This is a genomic window from Nocardia sp. NPDC058499 (genome assembly GCF_042719915.1).
In the GTDB taxonomy this organism is placed as follows: Bacteria; Actinomycetota; Actinomycetes; order Mycobacteriales; family Mycobacteriaceae; genus Nocardia.
This window is the reverse complement of the sequence record NZ_JBHXMZ010000001.1, coordinates 234,132-251,257: the sequence shown is the minus strand read 5'-3', so window position 1 is coordinate 251,257 and position 17,126 is coordinate 234,132. Positions and strand designations below refer to the sequence as shown.

The window sequence follows — 17,126 nt, the reverse complement described above, 5'->3', positions numbered from 1 at the left end:
GGGGGCTATGGGCCCGCGCCGGAACGCGGGCCGCGGCTGATCGGAGGTTCGCGGCTCAGTCCCAGCCGAGGCCGCCGCGCCGCCATTCGTAGGCGTAGGCGACCGAGACGTTGACGATGAACAGTGCCATCGCGACAAGGCCGAACACCCCGAGCGCATCGATATGGACCGCCCACGGGTAGAGGAACACGATCTCGATATCGAAAATGATGAAAAGCATCGCGGTGAGGTAGTACTTCACCGGAAATCGTTGTCCGGTTGTGCTTCCCGCGCCCCCGGCCACCGCGTGCGGGGTCGGTTCGATACCGCATTCGTAGGCTTGTAGTTTCGCGCGGTTATAGCGTTTCGGGCCGATGAGGCCGGCGATCAGGACCGAGATGATCGCGAACGCGGCGGCAACCGCGCCGAGGATCAATATCGGCAGTTCGGTATTCACGACTGCGCTTCCCCTCCTTGCGAACTCCGGGCCCCGGCGGTTGTGCCCCGGGGCCCGCGAACGGGGCCGGGCGGTCGATGGGTACGGCCCGCGCCGCCGGATCGTCCCCGAAATCGAGAATGGGCTGGGGGCAGATTTCGGCGTCGCGGGTTATTTCATCTCCCGCGCTCATGTGAGCTACAGCACAGCCTACAACTGTCGCGGCAGGAAGAAGGAGGATTTACGGACCCGTTTGATCGAATTCGGGACTGAGATTTATGAGCGAATGAACCTAATCGGCCAAGGCTGTGTCTGTTGTGCCTGAGCGCGGGCCCTACGTGGTTACGCTCCGCTACCGCCTTCGGGGCTGACGCGCTCAGGCGGCTGGACGGCGGCGCAGTAGGTCGACCACGAGCTCGGTGAGCCGCAGTGGGTCGATCGGATGGGACGCGACCGCCTCGGCGCGGGACCAATTCGCCAGCCACGCATCGTCCGCACGGCCGGTGAGCACGATCAGCGGCGGGCATTCGGCGAGCTCGTCCTTGAGCTGTTTGGCCAGACCCATCCCGCCGACCGGTGCGGATTCACCGTCCAGAACGGCGAGGTCGGCCGCGCCGGCATCCATTCGTTCCAGTACGACCGGGGCGGTGGCGACCTCGAGGTACTCGAGCGGGGGTAGGTCCGGATGCGGGCGGCGCCCGAGCGCCACCATCACCTGACTCCGGGTGTCGGCGTCGTTGCTGTAGACCAGGACCCGCAGCACGGCGGGAGGATTCGCATCGGCCACGTTCGCATGGTACGTCCGCGACCGCGCGGTTGGGGGCAGCTTGGCCGAGATGGTCCGCGCGCGGCGCTGGTCTAAGCTGCCGGCGTGACGGACGAATTGGTCGGCGAGCTCATCGATACGGTTGCCTGGGTGCTGATCGTGGACGGGCGGATTCTGTGTGCCCGCCCGGCGGGTAAGGAGATCTTCTACATACCGGGCGGAAAGCGCGAAGCGGGCGAATCCGATGAACAGACCCTGGTGCGCGAGATCGCCGAAGAGCTCACCGTCGCGCTGGTCGCCGAAACCGTCGAACCGGTGGGCGTCTACGAGGCTGTCGACGGTACGGCCCGGGTACGGATGAGCTGCTACCGCGCCGACTACCGGGGACGGCTGACCGCGAGCAGCGAAATCGCCGAAATCGCCTGGTTCGGCTACGCCGACCGACCGCATGTACCGCCGGTGGACCAGCTGCTGTTCGACGAACTGCACGAGGCGGGCACCTTGCGCTGAGTATGTGCTGTGTCTGTTGCGCCTGAGCGCCGACCGGCGTGGTGACGCTGCGCTACCGCCTCCGGGCCCGACGCGCTCGGGCGGAGCCGGTGAGCGGCTCCGCCGGCGGATCACCCGGGATTGGCTGTCAGATCGGGCCGGGTGGCCCGATCGATCAGATACTCGATCAAGCTGAGCAGCACATTCTTCGCCGATACCCGATCACGGGCATCGCAGAGCATCACCGGCATCGAGCCGTCGAGATCGAGGGCGTCGCGGACCTCGTCCACGGTGTAGCGCGGTGCCCCGTCGAAACAGTTGACCGCCACGAGGAACGGCAGCCCGCGGCGTTCGAAGTAGTCGATGGCGGCGAAAGAGTTCCCGAGCCGGCGCGTATCGGCCAGGACCACCGCACCCAGCGCGCCCCGCGCCAATTCGTCCCACAGGAACCAGAAACGGTCCTGACCGGGCGTGCCGAACAGGTACAGCACCAGATCCTTGTCGATGGTGATCCGGCCGAAGTCCAGCGCCACCGTCGTGGTGGTCTTGGATTCGACACCCGACAGATCATCGATCCCGGTACTGAGTTCGGTGATCATCTCCTCGGTCCGCAGCGGCGGAATCTCACTGATCGAGGCCACCATGGTGGTTTTACCGACGCCGAAGCCGCCGGCGATGAGGACCTTGACCGACGCGGCCAGGGCCGGCGCCGCGGGGTCGATCCGGGCAGGGTCAAATTTTTCGGATTCCATCCAGTACCGCTCGCAATATGTTGAAGTCGCCGGGTCCGGACTCCATCTGCACCGGAGTCCGGAAGATCAGATGGCTGTCACCGATCAGATCTCCGACGAGAATCTTGGTCACCGCCAGCGGCAGTTTCAAGGCGGCTGCCACCTCCGCCACTGTCTGTGGTTCCGTGCACAACTGCACGATATCGAGATATTCGGGTTCGGTACGACGTAGTGGCGGGGCTCCGCGAGCTCTGACCACGATGGTGAGCATATCCAGATCGTGTCCGGCACCGACGGTCCGGCCCCGGGTGATCGCATACGGCCGCACCAGCGGTCCGGCATCGTCGTCGAACCAGGAATCCCGTGTACCGGTCATCGCCGTATCGCTGTTCTCACGGTTGCTGTGGTCGGTCCCCGGTTCCGCTGCGGGAACTGGTCGAGAGATGGGTACCGACGCGCTGTACGGTCAGGTTCATCTCGTAGGCCACCATGCCGAGGTTCGCGTCCGCGGCGGCCTGGACCGCGATACAGGCGTTATCGCCGGCGGAGGTCACGAACAGGACGGCCCGATCGAGTTCGATCACCGCCTGCCGGACGTTACCGCCCTCGAAACGTGCGCCCGCGCTACGGGCCAGCCCGTGCAGGGTCGACGACATCGCCGCGAAATGCTCTGCTTCGGTGCGGTCCATTTTCGAGGAGTGGCCGAGCAGCATTCCGTCGGTGGACAGTACGACCGCCAGCCGGACCCCCGCGAGTCGCTCGACGAGATCGTCGAGCAGCCAGTTCAGGTCACCTTGAGTGGAAGTTGACACTTAGCCTTCCTGTTCATCCGGGGATGCGCCGTCCGGCGCCGGGTTCGCGGCGCCGGAATCCGTGGCGGGCAGGGGCCTGCGGCCCTGCCGGGTACCGTTCTCGATCGCCGCCATCAGATCTCGGGCTTGTTCGGCCGAGCGCGGCCGCGCCGTTGCGGCCTGCTGGGCGCCCGAATCTTCCGGTCGCGGTGCGACTTTAGCCTGCCTGGTGCGGCGTGGTAAAGCCGGACGACCGTCGGGCAGTACCTCCGGTTCGGCGGTGGTCGCGCCGGTTTCCGCTGCCGCGGCATCCGCAGGCGCAGAATCGGGGCGGGCGGCGGGCCGCGGGCGGTCCTCTACGAGGGTGGCCGCCGGGGTTTCGGCGCGTTCCTCGGGTGCCGGCGGCGGGACCGGGGCGGGCGGTCGCGTCAACCCCGTCAGCGGCGCGGTTTCCTCCGCGGGGTCGGTGAGCAGGGCGGACGGGATGATCACGACCGCACGGACACCGCCGTACTCCGATTCCCACAGACGTACCGAGATACCGTGCCGGTGGGCCAGCTGCGCGACCACGAAGATCCCCAGCCGCGAATCCCGCTGCAGTGAGGCGACCTCGAAATCGGGCGGGCTCTCCAGGATCTCGTTGAGCCGGTCGCGGGTGTCGGCGGGGATCCCCATACCCTGATCGGTGATCTCGACGGCCACCCCCTTGCCGATGACCGACCCCGTCACCTGGACCCGCGACTGCGGCGGTGAGAACGAGGTCGCGTTGTCGACGAGTTCGGCGAGCAGATGGATGAGGTCGCCGACCGCGCTACCCGCCACCCGCAATTCGGGCAGCCGGGCCAGGCGTACCCGTGGATAGTCCTGGGTTTCCCCGACGGCGCTGCGCACCAGATCGACCAGCGGTACGGGGGTGCGCCACTGGCGGCCCGGTTTCCCGCCGCCGAGCACGATGAGGTTCTCCGCATTACGGCGTTCGCGGGTGGCGAGATGGTCGAGTTTGAACAAGACGTCCAGCATCGCCGGATCTTCTTCGCGCCGTTCGGCCTCGTCGAGGATCTCGAGCTGTTTGTGCACCACGATCTGGCTGCGGTGCGCGATATTCAGGAAGATCGATTTGACGCCCTCCCGGTTGCGGGCCTCGGTGACGGCGGCCGTGACGGCCACCGCGTGCGCATGCTCGAACGCGGTGGCCACCGCACCGAGTTCGTCGTGACCGAAATCGAGTTTCGCGGCGGCCGCGGCATCATCGACGTCCTCCCCGGCGCGGAGCCGGTCGAGCATATCCGGCAGTCGTTCGTCGGCCAGGGCCAGCGTATGGTCGCGCAACCGCACCAGGCGGTGGATGAACCGGTTGGCCAGCACCAGGGAGATACCGAACGCCGCCGCGGAGATCACCAGGACGGCGAGCCCGATCAGCAGGGATTGCGTCGTGGTGCGGGCCGCGGCGTCCAGCGAGGCCTGCTGCATGACCAGGTTCTGCTCGTCCCAGAGTTCGAGCATCTCGTGATCGAGATGGTCGGCCGCGTCCTGCCACGCGGCGAACTGGGCGGGCGGCAGACCAGAGGAGTCGTCGTCGGCGCTCGGGAGGCTGCGGGCAATGAGGGTGTTCTCGGTGCGGGTCAGCAGCTGCCACTGCGGGCTGCTGAGCAGAGTGTTCAGCCGTTCACCGAGCTCCGGGGCGAGCTCGCGGGCCAGCAGCGCGGTTTCGGTGTGGTAGAAGCCGGTCTGCTGGATGTATTCCTCGGGCAGGGCCACCGGCTTGCCGGACCGCAGTGCCGCTCCGGCCAGTGCATGACTGCGGGAGGTGGCCTCGAGCATGTGCATGATGCGGGTGGCGAGAGTGAGCTGGGTGGCCGAATGCGCGTCCGGCGCGAAGGACTGCGAGATCTGCGCGCCGACCGCGAGAGCGTCGAGCAGGCGCGCGTAGAAGGTGTAGGCATCCCCCGCGGAGACCGCGCGGCTGTCGACGGCACCCCGGATATTGCCCAGCTGCTGGATGAGCGTGGCGAACGAGCCGACATCGTCGGTGATCTGGTCGGGTTGCAGGTTGCGCAGCTCCTGGGAGGCGTCGAGGAGGCCGCGCAGCGCCTGTTCACTGTCGGGTCGTACGGCGGCCAGCGCATCGGCCGCGGCGGAATCACCGGCGAGGTAGGCAAGCGTGAGCCGGCGTTCGTTCTGAACGATCTCGTACACCGTGCGGGTAGGGCCGGAGGCCGCCCGCATCGCCTCGGTCACCTGGCGGTCGTGCTGGCCTTGGTCGATCAGATAGCCGGTCGCGCCCACACCGACCACCAACAGGGTCAAACTCGGGATGAGCGCGATCGCCAGGATCCGGGCGCGGACACCGAGCCTCGCTCTGAACATCGCCACAAAGTAACCTTTCGACCCGCTTCCGGCACATCGGATCCCATTGAACAGGACTCCCTTCGACCTCGCGACCGGCAGCGGTGTAGACCGCGTGATCCTGCCCCGGGATAGGGGTGTGGCAGCGGCTGCCGAGGGCCGTCCGGGCGGGCGGGATTCTCGCCCGCCCGGAGGAGGCGATGATCGGGCGATTCAGCCCCGGTTACGTTTGCGGGTCTCGAAAGCGGCGGCCTCGGCGGCGCTGAGCCGGCGGGCGCGCAGCAGGAAAACCGCGGTATCCGCGGTGGCTTCGGCACCGTCCGGCGGTGGCCCGGTATCGGTGGGGACGTCCACGGTCAGGTGGTCGCGTTCGAAATACGTGTACGCCTGCTCGCTCATCCACAGTTCGGTATGCCAGGCCAGCCGGCCGAAGAGGGTATCGCCCTCGGCCGCCCGGAAATCGCGGATGGGCAGCCAGGTCGGCGCCGGTTCGCCCGTATCGTGGTGGGGCAGGTAGAGCAGGATGGGGCCGTGCTGCTCGATCAATTCGCGTAACGCGTTGCGGGCCCTGTCGGTTACCGCCACCCGGTCGCTGCGATACGCCATCAGGAACTCCGCGCCACACCGCGGCACCGCGGCGCTACCGATCCGATCCGATGAAACATTGCGCGCTCCTTGCACCTAGTCTCCGGCGCCGGCACCGGCCGGGCGCACCGATTCCGGCTCGCCGCTGCCCGGTATCCGGATCGCTACTTCGCCAGCACTTTTGCGAACACATTCTTGCGTATCCCGTTTTCCGGGGCGAGGGGACGTGGGTGGTCCGGCGAAAATGCTTGTGGTATGGGGCAAATGGTTGCGCGCGAGTGGCCCGCCGCCCGATCCTCCGGCGCCGGCGTGGTAAGGCGCGGTAGCCGGCTATTTCCGGATGAAGATGCCGGCCAGATCGGCCCGCTCGATGGGAGTATCGGCATTGGCCTGGACGGTGCACAGGCCGTCGACGGCGGCCATGGACAGGTCCACATTCGTACCGGTCGGCGCCTGACCGTGCTGTTCCTCGAGGAACTTGGTGATGGTGACGCGTTTGGTTTCCTGGTCCTGCGCGATGTACTCGCGGCAGGGTGTGTCGCCGCCCTTGTTCAGCGCCTGCTCGATCTCGGTGCACCCGGACAAGGCGAGCGCGGCGGCCGCGATCAACAGACCGGACCGGGCTTTCGTGGCGTTCATCGGCAATCCTCCTGGTGGCTCGGACCGGCGCCGCGCCTGCCCGGGACGTGTACCCACCCTATGTCTGCCGACTCGCCGGTGCGGAGGGGGCGCGGTGAACCCGCGCGGGGTATGCAGAAGGTATGAGCTCACCGAGGGAATTCCGGTTCGGCGTCAACATGGTCGTGCCGGATTCGCGCCACGACTGGGTACGCAAATGCCGCCGGGCCGAGGAACTGGGGTACGACGTGATCGGCGTAGCCGATCATCTGGGCATGGCGCCGCCGTTTCCGGCGCTGGTACTGGCGGCCGAGAACACCGAACGGGTACGCCTGAACACGTTCGTCCTGAACGCGCCCTTCTACAACCCGGCGTTGCTGGCCCGGGAGATCGCCGGGACCGATCGGTTCGTCGAAGGACGGCTGGAACTGGGTCTGGGCGCGGGGTACGTGCGCGACGAATTCGAAACCGCCGGTATCCCGTTCGGTACCGGTGCGAGCCGGGTGGCGTATCTCGAGCAGACCGTGCGGACTTTGCACGACCTGTTCGCGGATCCCGGCTACGAACCGCAGCCCATGCGGCCGGGCGGCCCGCCGTTGCTGATCGGCGGCTGGGGTGATCGGATGCTCACGCTCGCCGCCCGTTACGCGTCGGTTGTCGCGTTGACCGGGGCCGCGACCACGGGCGCGGGCCCGCTGCGGCTGGCCGGCCCGGGGGAAATCGATGAGCGCGTGCGGTTCGTCCGCGCGGCGCTGGGGGAGCGTGCCGCGGAGGTGGAGTTGAACATCCTGGTCCAGTCGGTGGTGCCCGCCGGGCGGCGCGCCGAATTCCTCGACAGGTTCGGTTCGGCAGTGGAGCCCGAGGTGCTGGCCGCGGTGGACGAGTTGCCCACGGTGCTGCTGGGCAGTCCCCGCGAGATCGCCGATCGGTTGCGGGTCAACCGGGACCGGTTCGGGTTCGGCTATATCACCGTGCTCGAACCCGACCTGGAGACTTTCGCCCCGGTCATCGCCGAATGCCGGTGATCGGAGAGGGGCGTTGCGGTACCGGTGGCGACCCCTTTATAAGGAGAAGGGAAAATTGAGGTAAATATCACGTCGGTCGAGGTCGCGGCGGGGGAATCAGCGGAGTTCTCGACCCGATGTACGGGGCTTGCCGGTACCGCCACTGATATCGGCTACTCTCGGTTACAGGTAAAAGGTGCGTCTGTCATGATCGACGACGAACCCGGCACGAACAGACGAGGAACGCAATGACGCGGCATGTCGACGTACTGATCATCGGAGCCGGTCTGTCCGGTATAGATGTGGCCTGTCACCTGGAGAAGGAGAACACCGGGCGCAGCTACGCGATCCTGGAACGGCGGACCGCCATCGGCGGAACCTGGGACCTGTTCCGCTACCCCGGGATCCGATCGGATTCCGATATGTACTCCTTCGGCTACGGTTTCCGGCCCTGGCGCGGCACCAAGATGCTCGCCGACGGCGCTGCTATCCGCCGCTATCTCGAGGAGACCGCCGACGAGTACGGGGTCACGCCGCATATCCACTTCGGCCGGAAGGTGATTTCCGCGAGCTGGTCCAGCGCGGACAACCAGTGGACCGTCCGGGTCGTAGCGGAAGCGACCGGCGCCGAGGAACTGTGGACCGCCGGCTTCCTGGTCGGCTGTACCGGCTACTACGACTACGACAAGGGCTACCGGCCGTCGTTCCCCGGCGAAGAGAACTTCACCGGGCAGATCGTCCACACCCAGCACTGGCCGGAGGATCTCGACTACCGGGGCAAGAAAGTCGTGGTGATCGGCAGCGGGGCCACCGCCATCACACTGGTGCCGTCGATGGTTGCCGAAGCCGGCCATGTGACGATGCTGCAGCGTTCGCCCACCTATATCGCCTCTATCCCGGCCGACGATCCGGTCGCGATCGGCCTCACGAAGGTCAAATCCCCGGCCGGCCTCACCTACCAGGTCGGTCGCGCACGCAATATCGCCGTCCAGCAGGCCAGCTATCAGCTCTCGCGCAAACAACCTGCCCTGGCCCGGAAAATGTTCCTGAACTGGGTCCGGATGGCGGTCGGACCGGGTATCGATATGCGGCATTTCAGCCCGGACTACGCGCCCTGGGACCAGCGGCTGTGCGTGGTACCCGACGGCGACCTGTTCAAAGCCCTGCGCCGCGGACAGGCGTCCATCGTCACCGACACCATCGACACCTTCACCGAGAACGGGATACGCCTCACCTCGGGCACGGAGATCGACGCCGATATCGTCGTCACCGCCACCGGCCTGACCATCCAGATCCTGGGCGGCGCCACCCTGGAAGTCGACGGGGAACCGGTGGTGACACGGGAGCGGGTCATGTACAAGGGTTCGCTGCTCGACGGTGTACCGAACGCGCTGATGGTCCTCGGCTACACCAACGCCTCGTGGACCCTGAAGGCCGACCTCGCCGCGGAATACTTCTGCAAGGTGCTCAACCGGATGCGGGACCGCGGCTACACGCGGTTCCTGGTGAACGCGCGCGAGGGCGACCGCTCCGAAGTCTCGGTGATGGGTGGTGCGCTCAGTTCCGGCTATATCCAGCGCGGCGACGCGGTGATGCCCCGACAGGGCACCGGCGGACCGTGGAAGGTGGTCAACAGCTATTTCCGGGACCGCGCCTACCTGCGTAAGAGCCCGATCGAGGATGGCATCCTGACCTTCACCGACAGCAACGGCCGGTCGACCACCGGTTCCCGCGCCCGCACCGCCATGGACCGGCTCCCGCTGATCGGCTCCCGCACCGCCTGAAGCCAGCGTGGCGGCCGGTACCGAGGTCTGCCTGCCGGCCGGTGGTGTGGGGAGCCACGGCCGCCGGTGGCGCCGCGGGAAACACGGCCGACTGGGTAGGTTGATCGTATGACCGAGCGGTTGGTGATCGTCGGCGGTGACGCGGCCGGTATGTCGGTGGCTTCCCAGGCGCGCCGGTACCGAGAAGCCGGTGACCTCGAGATCGTGGTGTTCGAACGCGGGCATTTCACCTCGTATTCCGCCTGTGGGATCCCGTACTGGGTCGGCGGGCAGGTCCGCGACCGGGACCAGTTGATCGCGCGCACACCCGACGAGCACCGGGCGCGGGCGATCGATGTGCGGTTGCGCAGCGAGGTCGTCGAACTCGATATCGCGGGCGGCCGGGTGCGTACCCGTGATCTGGCGACCGGTGCCGAAACCTGGACCGGCTATGACCAACTCGTCCTCGCGACCGGCGCCCGGCCCATCCGTCCGCCGCTGCCCGGTATCGATGCGCCCGGTGTGCACGGGGTGCAAACACTGGACGACGGCGAAGCCCTCATCGCGGCGCTGGCCGCCACCAGCGGTCGCCGCGCAGTGGTGGTCGGTGCGGGGTATATCGGAGTCGAGATGGCGGAGGCCCTGATCCGCCGCGGTTTCGAGGTCACCGTCGTGCACCGCGGTGCCGAGCCGATGGCGACGCTGGACCCCGATATGGGCGCCCTGGTTCGCGAGGCGCTGGGCGGGCTGGGCATCGTGGTGGCCGGCGATCGGGAGGTGACCGGGATCCGGACCGGTGCCGACGGCCGGGCCCGCGCCGTGGTCGCCGGCAGCAGCGAGTACCCCGCGGATGTGGTGGTGCTCGGGATCGGGGTCGCTCCGGAGACCGGGTTGGCCCGCGCGGCCGGATTACCCATCGGCGGGCACGGTGGGATCCTGACCGATACCGCAATGCGGGTTCTGGGGCACGAAAATATCTGGGCCGGCGGCGATTGCGTGGAGGTGCTCGACCTCGTCTCCGGGATGCGCCGCCATATTCCCCTGGGCACCCACGCCAACAAGCACGGCCAGATCATCGGCGCCAATATCGGTGGCGGTTATGCGACCTTTCCCGGGGTGGTCGGTACCGCGGTCAGCAAGGTGTGCGATCTCGAGGTGGCGCGCACCGGATTACGGGAGAAGGACGCCCGGACCGCCGGCCTGCAATACGTCACCACGACGATCGAATCCACCAGCCGAGCCGGTTATTACCCGGACCCGGCGCCGATGACGGTCAAGATGCTGGCCGAACGTCTCACCGGCCGCCTGCTCGGTGTGCAGATCGTGGGCCGGGAAGGCGCCGGTAAGCGGGTCGATATCGCGGCGGTCGCACTGACCGCGGGAATGACCGTGATACAGATGACCGCACTCGATCTGGGGTATGCCCCGCCGTTCTCGCCGGTCTGGGATCCGGTGCTGGTGGCGGCCCGCAAAGCCGTTCGCGCGGTTGGGGAGCGCGGATGAACGCGTCCGCCCGGTCACCGCGTACTATCGTCGATCGTCAGAACGGAACGGGTCGAATGAAGGGGGGCGGTGTGCGGACTCGCGGTATCCGGGTCGGGGGGCGCCGGGAACTACTCGACAGTGTGGTGGCCGGATGAACTCGGAGACGAACGGCGGGGGCACCGAACCCGGCGATATTCTCGACGCGGTGACCGAACCCATGCCGGCGGTGCGCGATACCTTGGACACCCGCCGCCGGGCCGCGGCCGCGGAACGGACCGTTCCGCGCCAGGCGGTTACGCCGGGGATCCACCGGGTGGCGCTGCCGGACGACGGTCTGGCGGAAGTGGTCTGCGTGCACTGCGGGACCCAGGGCCGCGGCCCGCGCTGCCCCGTCTGCGACCATCCGCATCGGCTTCAGGATCGGTTCGAGGCCGATCTCGGGGTGGCCGCGCTGGTCACCGACCGCGGAATCGTGCATGCGCGTAACGAAGATGCCGTGGCCGCGGCGGTTGTGCCGGACGACAGCGGGCAACCCGAAACTCTTGTCCTGGTGGTATGCGACGGTGTGTCGTCGTCGCCGGATCCGCAGGCCGCCTCCGGGACCGCCGTCCGTACCGGTGTGGATGCCTGCCTCGCCGCCCTCGCCGAGGACCGAACGGCCGAGGAGGCCACGGCCGCGGGAATGGCGGCTGCGTCCGAGTCGGTGCGCAATCTGGTGGGGCCGGACGGGGACGCTCCGTCGTGTACCTATGTTTCGGCGATCGTGCGCACCGAGGCCGACGGCAGGATATCGGTCACCGTGTCGAATATCGGCGACAGCCGCGCCTACTGGCTGGCGGCCGGGGACCGGGTTTCCGAGCAGCCGGCGCGGCCGGGTCATCCCGGTCCGCTCACCGGCCCGCAGAAGCTGACGGTGGACGATTCGTGGGCGCAGACGCTGATCGAAGCGGGCGCGATGGACGAGCAGGCTGCCATGGCCGATCCGCGGGCCCATACCCTGATGCGCTGGCTGGGCGCGGACGCCGGACAGCAGCCCTGGTCGGGCGACAGTATCCGGTCCTACTACGTGGACGGTCCCGGTTCGCTGCTGTTGTGCACCGACGGCCTGTGGAACTATTTGCCCCGTCCGGTCGAGCTTTCGCAACGCGCACTCGGGATGCCGACGAGCGACGGCGCGCGGGCGCTCGTCGACTACGCGGTTGTCTGTGGGGGCAGCGATAACATCACGGTGGCTCTGGCCCCGATTTCCGGTGGCAGGTGACCGTTTTTCCGATCGCGGCGAATCTTCGGCAAACCCGAGGGTTCGCTGGGGCGGGGATCGCCGGTCGCCGGGGTGACGGTGCGGACACACAGGACATTTGCCTGTCCGCTGTGTTTGCAAGAGTGCGAAGTCGGGTACAAGTCCGGAAAGCCGGTGTGACCACCGAGGGTCGCACGGTGAGCACGTACGCACCTACCGCAAGGAGGTTCGTCATGAAGGGTGGCCTTTCCGCCGCTCCCGGAACAACCATGGTCACCACGAATCATGAGGTCATCCGCCAGTGGGCCCAGCGGCGCGGTGCTGATCCGGCGACGACGCCCGGCAGTCAGTACAACGGCGAGGTGGGAGTTCTGCGCCTGGACTTCCCGCACTACGGTGGCGCGGTCCTCCAGCCGGTCAGCTGGACCGACTGGTTCGCCACCTTCGACGCACGCAAACTGAGCTTCCGTTACCAGGAACTCCGCGCCGACGGCACTCCGAGCAACTTCTTCCGTTTGGAGCATGCGCGCAACATCTGACAGTGAGTCATTTCACTTGGGGGGTTTACTTCGCAGGCATTGCGGCTACTCGTATAACCGGAAGGTTGCTCGAGTAAACTGAGTAGCGGGCTGTCGCGTCGGTTTGGGGATGCGAAACCCGCGCCGCGGCACGCCACGTGCGTCTGCAAGGGATTGAAAATTGAGCGCGAACCTGATGATCGTGGAAGACGACGACCGGGTCAGAGGTGCTTTACGCCTGGCCATGGAGGACGAAGGCTACGACGTCGCCGAGGCCGAGGAAGCCGAGGCCGCGCTCACCCATCTGCGGACGATCGGCGTGCCCGATGTCATGATCGTCGATCTGATGCTCGGCGGAATGGACGGATTCACCTGTATCCGGGAGATCCGCCGCGATCACGACGTGCCGATCATCGTGGTGAGCGCGCGTGACGATACTCACGATGTGGTGGCCGCCCTCGAGGCCGGCGCCGATGATTTCGTCACCAAACCGTTCGAGATCAAGGAGATCACCGCGCGGATGCGCGCCCTGCGGCGCCGCGCCCGCCTGTCGGTGGAACGCGAGACGGCGCCGATCGAGGTCGTCCTGGACGCCGATCCCGCCAATCCCCTGATCCTCTCGCCCGAAGGTGGCGCGGTGCGCCGCGGCGACGAGGAGATCAACCTCACCATCACCGAATTCCGGCTGTTGTGCGAACTGGCAGATGCCCCCGGCCGGGTCCTGAGCCGCGATGTACTGCTGGAGCGCGTCTGGGACCGGGGATTCTTCGGTGACGAGCGCATCGTGGATGTCCATATGCGCAGGTTGCGCACCAAAATCGAGCGCGACCCCTCCGATCCGCAGATCGTGGTCACCGTCCGTGGCCTCGGTTACCGGCTGGACGTGCAGCGCTGATCGATGGTCGGCACAACGAATGCGGCCCGGGTCGAACGCGATCCGGGGCGCTGGAGCCTGCGCAGCCGGGTGACGACCGCGTTCGCGGCGTCCTCCGGTCTGATGGCGCTGGTCCTGGTCTTGGCGGTGTTCGCTGTGGTCAGCGATGAGAGCCGCACCTTCAGCGAGCGGCTGCATCACCGTCCGGCACTGCTGGTGGGCTGTGCCGTCGCCGCGGCGCTGGTCGGCGCCGCGGTCGGGGTCGGGGTGAGCCGGCGCATGCTCAAACCACTACGCGACGTCGCCGAGGCGGCCGCGCTCATCGCCTCCGGTGAACTGGGCACCCGGCTGCCGGACAGCACCGATCAGGATCTCGCCAGCACGGTCGCCTCCTTCAACCGGATGGTCGATTCGCTGCAACGCCGGATCGATCGCGAACACCGGCTCTTCGGCGATGTGAGCCATGAACTGCGCACCCCGATGACCACCCTCACCACCGCGGTGGGTGTGCTGGAACGCTCGCGTGCGGAACTTCCCCCGCGTTCTCGGCAGGCCTTGGACCTGGTGAGCGCGGAGGTGGAACACCTGCGCCGGCTGCTCGACGATCTCCTCGCTCTGGCGCGAGTGGAGGCGGGTATGCATCACGGTGACGTGGATCCCGTTTCGGTGGGAGACCTGCTGGTACACACGTTGCGCAACAGTCACCGGCCTGCCGAACTGCTCACAGTCGCCGAGCCCGTCACGGTTCTGGGCCGTAAACTGGAACTCGAGCGCGCCCTGCTGAATGTGCTGAAGAATGCCGACCGGCACGGCGGGGGCGCGGTGGCGGTGACAGTGCGCCGCGACGGCGCGGAGGCCGTCATCGAGATCGACGACGCCGGTGCCGGGGTAGCACCGGCCGACCGCGACCGAATTTTCGAACGTTTTGCGACTTCCCGAAACAGCCGCCGGTCCACCACTGGTGGCACCGGAATCGGTCTGGCGCTCGTCGCCGAGACCGTGGCCACTCACCGTGGCCGGGTCGAATGTACGGAACGCCCCGGAGGGGGCGCCCGATTCGTCATCCGGCTCCCTGCCATCGATCGAGAGGGGCGTCATCAGCCTGTAACACAATCGTAAAGAACTCGACCAGGCCACCTCAAAGTTGATTCGTAAGCCTGGGAAAGTACTGCAAGCAGACATCGGAGTTGTATGTCTTTACACACTGAGTCCACGCAGATTGCCGGCTCGGCCGGCACGCAGACCGCCGGTTCGACCGGCACCGGCTCGACCACCTCGTCCGCCGCGACCGATGCGGAGCCCGCCAGTACCGGCGTGAGCTTGCGCGCACCGCGGATCACGGACGCCGCGCGATTGTGGCAGATCGCCGACGAGTCGCAGGTCCTGGACGTCAATTCGAGCTATTCCTATCTTTTGTGGTGCCGAGATTTCGCCGCCAGCTCGGTGGTCGCCGAAAGCGACGGCCGTGTCGTCGGCTTCGTCACCGGCTACCTGAGACCCGATGCGCCCGGCACCCTGTTCGTCTGGCAGGTCGCTGTGGACGCCGACCAGCGTGGCCGCGGAACCGGGGTCGCCATGCTGGACTGGTTGGTCGCCACCGTCACCGCGCCGGACCATCCGGCCGGCGGTGCCGTAAACGCGCTGGAGACCACCGTGTCCCCCGATAATCCCGCCTCGATCGCCATGTTCGCCTCGCTGGCTCGCCGCCGCGGCGCCGAAATGGTGCGCAGCGTTCTGTTCGAACCGGATGTGTTCCCGGACAGTCACGCCGCCGAGGACCTCTACACCATCTCCCCGATCGCCCGTAAAAACGAAAGGGATCACTGATGATTACCCCTGAAACGACGATCTTCGACGACCTGGAATCCAACGTCCGCGGCTACTGCCGCTCCTGGCCCGCGGTGTTCGAGACCGCCCAGGGTGCCTGGCTCCGCGACGAGAACGGCCGGGATTTCCTCGATTTCTTCGCCGGAGCGGGCGCGCTGAACTACGGCCACAACAACCCCCTGCTGAAGACGGCGCTGATCGACTACCTGGCCGGTGACGGTGTCACCCACGGTCTGGACATGTCCACTGTCGCCAAGCGCAAACTCCTGGAGACCGTCCGCGATACCCTGCTGGCGCCGCGCGGCCTGGACTACAAGGTGCAGTTCCCCGGCCCGACCGGCGCCAACGCGGTGGAAGCGGCGCTGAAGCTGGCCCGCAAGGTGACCGGTCGCCAGAGCATCCTCAGCTTCACCAACGCATTCCACGGGATGACGCTGGGCGCGCTGTCGGTGACCGGTAACGCGATGAAGCGCGCCGGTGCCGGTGTTCCGCTCCACCATGCGACACCGATGCCCTACGACGGCTACTTCGACGGCACCACCGCGGACTTCCAGTGGATGGAGCGGGTACTCGACGATTCGTCCTCCGGTCTGGACCGCCCGGCCGCCGTGATCGTGGAAACCGTGCAGGGTGAGGGCGGAGTGAACCTGGCCCGCGCCGAATGGCTGCGGCATCTGGCCTCACTGTGCTCCGCCCGCGGCATCCTGCTCATCGTCGACGATGTGCAGATGGGCTGCGGTCGCACCGGCCCGTTCTTCTCATTCGAAGCGGCCGGGATCACCCCCGATATCGTGACCCTGTCCAAGTCGATCGGCGGTTACGGCCTGCCGATGGCGCTGGTGCTGTTCAAGCCGGAGCACGATGTGTGGTCACCGGGCGAACACAACGGCACCTTCCGGGGTAACAATCCATCCTTCGTGACCGCGCAGGTGGCGCTCGAGCATTATTGGTCCGATGATGTATTGGAGAAGTCCACCGGCACCAAGGGTAAGCGGGTGGCCGCGGCGTTGAACGATATCGCCGCGGCCGCACCGGGAATCTCGACTCGGGGCCGCGGTTTGGTGCACGGCCTGGTCTTCGACGACGCCTCGCAGGCCGGGAAAGTCTGCCAGGTCGCGTTCGAACGTGGCCTGCTGGCCGAGACCTCCGGGGCATCGGACGAAGTTGTGAAACTGCTGCCGCCGCTGACCATCGCCGACGACGAACTGGACCACGGTTTGCGCATCCTGGGCGATGCCGTCGAGACCGTCTGCAGCTGAGAGGAACTACAGAAATGATCGTGCGCACCACCGACGAGATCACCGGCACCCACCGCGATGTCGGTGCGGAGGATTGGCGTAGCAAACGGATCGTGCTGGGCGGTGATGGTGTGGGGTTCTCGTTCCACGAGACCACCATCGAGGCCGGCACCACCCACGTCTTCCACTATCAGAACCATGTGGAAGCGGTCTGGCTGGTCGAGGGTGAAGGCACTCTCACCGACCTGACCAACGACCGCACCTACGATCTCGCCCCGGGCACGATGTATCTGCTCGACGGGCACGAGAAGCACGAGGTGCGGACACGGACACGGATGCGGATGCTGTGCGTGTTCAATCCTCCTGTCACGGGGCAGGAGGTGCACGACGAGAACGGCGTTTATCCGTTGATCGCCGTTCCGGCCGACTGAGAGGA

At 67.1% G+C, this 17,126-nt stretch carries 19 protein-coding genes; 11 read left to right on the top strand and 8 right to left on the bottom strand.

What is annotated here, in order from left to right; all coding sequences use genetic code 11:
• Positions 1 to 55 precede the first annotated feature (55 nt).
• Together ACFWPH_RS01150 and ACFWPH_RS01145 are read right to left on the bottom strand one after the other, a co-directional pair.
• Positions 56 to 436, bottom strand: a complete 381-nt coding sequence (locus ACFWPH_RS01150) for an NADH-quinone oxidoreductase subunit A (RefSeq protein WP_378747407.1) — start codon at positions 434 to 436, stop codon at positions 56 to 58.
• Positions 437 to 791: 355 nt separating this feature from the next.
• The gene (locus ACFWPH_RS01145; RefSeq protein ID WP_378748202.1) at positions 792 to 1,127 is read right to left on the bottom strand and encodes a hypothetical protein; all 336 of its coding nucleotides are present in this window, start codon (positions 1,125 to 1,127) and stop codon (positions 792 to 794) included.
• A gap of 159 nt (positions 1,128 to 1,286) precedes the next feature.
• Between ACFWPH_RS01145 and ACFWPH_RS01140 the strand changes: the two genes are divergently transcribed.
• Positions 1,287 to 1,691, top strand: coding sequence for an NUDIX domain-containing protein (locus ACFWPH_RS01140; RefSeq protein ID WP_378747406.1), 405 nt, complete (start codon positions 1,287 to 1,289; stop codon positions 1,689 to 1,691).
• Positions 1,692 to 1,801: 110 nt separating this feature from the next.
• Here ACFWPH_RS01140 and ACFWPH_RS01135 read toward each other — a convergent pair whose 3' ends face one another.
• The 6 genes from ACFWPH_RS01135 to ACFWPH_RS01110 form a co-directional block, all read right to left on the bottom strand.
• Complete coding sequence (locus tag ACFWPH_RS01135) at positions 1,802 to 2,422, bottom strand: ATP/GTP-binding protein (RefSeq protein ID WP_051157594.1); 621 nt, start codon at positions 2,420 to 2,422, stop codon at positions 1,802 to 1,804.
• Entirely contained in the window at positions 2,403 to 2,777 is a 375-nt protein-coding gene (locus ACFWPH_RS01130) for a DUF742 domain-containing protein (RefSeq protein WP_033241831.1), read from the bottom strand. The genes ACFWPH_RS01135 and ACFWPH_RS01130 overlap by 20 nt, the downstream gene beginning before the upstream one ends.
• 16 nt (positions 2,778 to 2,793) lie before the next feature.
• A complete protein-coding gene (locus ACFWPH_RS01125) occupies positions 2,794 to 3,213 on the bottom strand; it encodes a roadblock/LC7 domain-containing protein (protein ID WP_033241832.1) in 420 nt (139 codons plus the stop codon).
• Positions 3,214 to 5,559, bottom strand: a complete 2,346-nt coding sequence (locus ACFWPH_RS01120) for a nitrate- and nitrite sensing domain-containing protein (RefSeq protein ID WP_378747405.1) — start codon at positions 5,557 to 5,559, stop codon at positions 3,214 to 3,216.
• 192 nt (positions 5,560 to 5,751) lie between these two features.
• Positions 5,752 to 6,144, bottom strand: a complete 393-nt coding sequence (locus ACFWPH_RS01115) for a DUF779 domain-containing protein (protein ID WP_378747404.1) — start codon at positions 6,142 to 6,144, stop codon at positions 5,752 to 5,754.
• Between the two features lie 309 nt (positions 6,145 to 6,453).
• Positions 6,454 to 6,762, bottom strand: a complete 309-nt coding sequence (locus ACFWPH_RS01110; protein WP_378747403.1) for a hypothetical protein — start codon at positions 6,760 to 6,762, stop codon at positions 6,454 to 6,456.
• Between the two features lie 122 nt (positions 6,763 to 6,884).
• Between ACFWPH_RS01110 and ACFWPH_RS01105 the strand changes: the two genes are divergently transcribed.
• From ACFWPH_RS01105 to ACFWPH_RS01060, 10 genes are all read left to right on the top strand, one after another.
• A complete protein-coding gene (locus ACFWPH_RS01105) occupies positions 6,885 to 7,766 on the top strand; it encodes a TIGR03621 family F420-dependent LLM class oxidoreductase (RefSeq protein WP_378747402.1) in 882 nt (293 codons plus the stop codon).
• Between the two features lie 227 nt (positions 7,767 to 7,993).
• A complete protein-coding gene (locus ACFWPH_RS01100) occupies positions 7,994 to 9,529 on the top strand; it encodes a flavin-containing monooxygenase (RefSeq protein ID WP_378747401.1) in 1,536 nt (511 codons plus the stop codon).
• Between the two features lie 108 nt (positions 9,530 to 9,637).
• Complete coding sequence (locus tag ACFWPH_RS01095; protein ID WP_378747400.1) at positions 9,638 to 11,011, top strand: FAD-dependent oxidoreductase; 1,374 nt, start codon at positions 9,638 to 9,640, stop codon at positions 11,009 to 11,011.
• A gap of 133 nt (positions 11,012 to 11,144) precedes the next feature.
• Complete coding sequence (locus ACFWPH_RS01090; RefSeq protein ID WP_378747399.1) at positions 11,145 to 12,254, top strand: PP2C family protein-serine/threonine phosphatase; 1,110 nt, start codon at positions 11,145 to 11,147, stop codon at positions 12,252 to 12,254.
• Between the two features lie 212 nt (positions 12,255 to 12,466).
• Positions 12,467 to 12,772: a hypothetical protein gene (locus ACFWPH_RS01085; protein ID WP_378747398.1), complete on the top strand. Its 306-nt coding sequence runs from the start codon at positions 12,467 to 12,469 to the stop codon at positions 12,770 to 12,772.
• 160 nt (positions 12,773 to 12,932) lie between these two features.
• A complete protein-coding gene (locus ACFWPH_RS01080; protein WP_378747397.1) occupies positions 12,933 to 13,646 on the top strand; it encodes a response regulator transcription factor in 714 nt (237 codons plus the stop codon).
• A gap of 3 nt (positions 13,647 to 13,649) precedes the next feature.
• The gene (locus ACFWPH_RS01075) at positions 13,650 to 14,744 is read left to right on the top strand and encodes a sensor histidine kinase (RefSeq protein ID WP_378747396.1); all 1,095 of its coding nucleotides are present in this window, start codon (positions 13,650 to 13,652) and stop codon (positions 14,742 to 14,744) included.
• Positions 14,745 to 14,816: 72 nt separating this feature from the next.
• On the top strand, positions 14,817 to 15,452 hold the full coding sequence (gene ectA, locus ACFWPH_RS01070; protein ID WP_378747395.1) for a diaminobutyrate acetyltransferase: 636 nt from the start codon (positions 14,817 to 14,819) through the stop codon (positions 15,450 to 15,452).
• Positions 15,452 to 16,711, top strand: coding sequence for a diaminobutyrate--2-oxoglutarate transaminase (ectB, locus tag ACFWPH_RS01065; RefSeq protein WP_378747394.1), 1,260 nt, complete (start codon positions 15,452 to 15,454; stop codon positions 16,709 to 16,711). The genes ectA and ectB overlap by 1 nt, the downstream gene beginning before the upstream one ends.
• A gap of 14 nt (positions 16,712 to 16,725) precedes the next feature.
• Positions 16,726 to 17,121, top strand: coding sequence for an ectoine synthase (locus ACFWPH_RS01060; protein WP_068036500.1), 396 nt, complete (start codon positions 16,726 to 16,728; stop codon positions 17,119 to 17,121).
• The last annotated feature ends 5 nt before the right edge of the window (positions 17,122 to 17,126 follow it).

Bases quoted from the DNA above. Each gene is read 5' to 3' on its own strand.
- ACFWPH_RS01145 (WP_378748202.1), bottom strand. From the start codon at position 1,127: ATGGTGGCGCTCGGGCGCCGCCCGCATCCGGACCTACCCCCGCTCGAG.
- ACFWPH_RS01135 (WP_051157594.1), bottom strand. From the start codon at position 2,422: ATGGAATCCGAAAAATTTGACCCTGCCCGGATCGACCCCGCGGCGCCG.
- ACFWPH_RS01130 (WP_033241831.1), bottom strand. From the start codon at position 2,777: ATGACCGGTACACGGGATTCCTGGTTCGACGACGATGCCGGACCGCTG.
- ACFWPH_RS01120 (WP_378747405.1), bottom strand. From the start codon at position 5,559: ATGTTCAGAGCGAGGCTCGGTGTCCGCGCCCGGATCCTGGCGATCGCG.
- ACFWPH_RS01115 (WP_378747404.1), bottom strand. From the start codon at position 6,144: ATGGCGTATCGCAGCGACCGGGTGGCGGTAACCGACAGGGCCCGCAAC.
- ACFWPH_RS01110 (WP_378747403.1), bottom strand. From the start codon at position 6,762: ATGAACGCCACGAAAGCCCGGTCCGGTCTGTTGATCGCGGCCGCCGCG.
- ACFWPH_RS01105 (WP_378747402.1), top strand. From the start codon at position 6,885: ATGAGCTCACCGAGGGAATTCCGGTTCGGCGTCAACATGGTCGTGCCG.
- ACFWPH_RS01100 (WP_378747401.1), top strand. From the start codon at position 7,994: ATGACGCGGCATGTCGACGTACTGATCATCGGAGCCGGTCTGTCCGGT.
- ACFWPH_RS01095 (WP_378747400.1), top strand. From the start codon at position 9,638: ATGACCGAGCGGTTGGTGATCGTCGGCGGTGACGCGGCCGGTATGTCG.
- ACFWPH_RS01090 (WP_378747399.1), top strand. From the start codon at position 11,145: ATGAACTCGGAGACGAACGGCGGGGGCACCGAACCCGGCGATATTCTC.
- ACFWPH_RS01085 (WP_378747398.1), top strand. From the start codon at position 12,467: ATGAAGGGTGGCCTTTCCGCCGCTCCCGGAACAACCATGGTCACCACG.
- ACFWPH_RS01075 (WP_378747396.1), top strand. From the start codon at position 13,650: ATGGTCGGCACAACGAATGCGGCCCGGGTCGAACGCGATCCGGGGCGC.
- ectA (WP_378747395.1), top strand. From the start codon at position 14,817: ATGTCTTTACACACTGAGTCCACGCAGATTGCCGGCTCGGCCGGCACG.
- ectB (WP_378747394.1), top strand. From the start codon at position 15,452: ATGATTACCCCTGAAACGACGATCTTCGACGACCTGGAATCCAACGTC.
- ACFWPH_RS01060 (WP_068036500.1), top strand. From the start codon at position 16,726: ATGATCGTGCGCACCACCGACGAGATCACCGGCACCCACCGCGATGTC.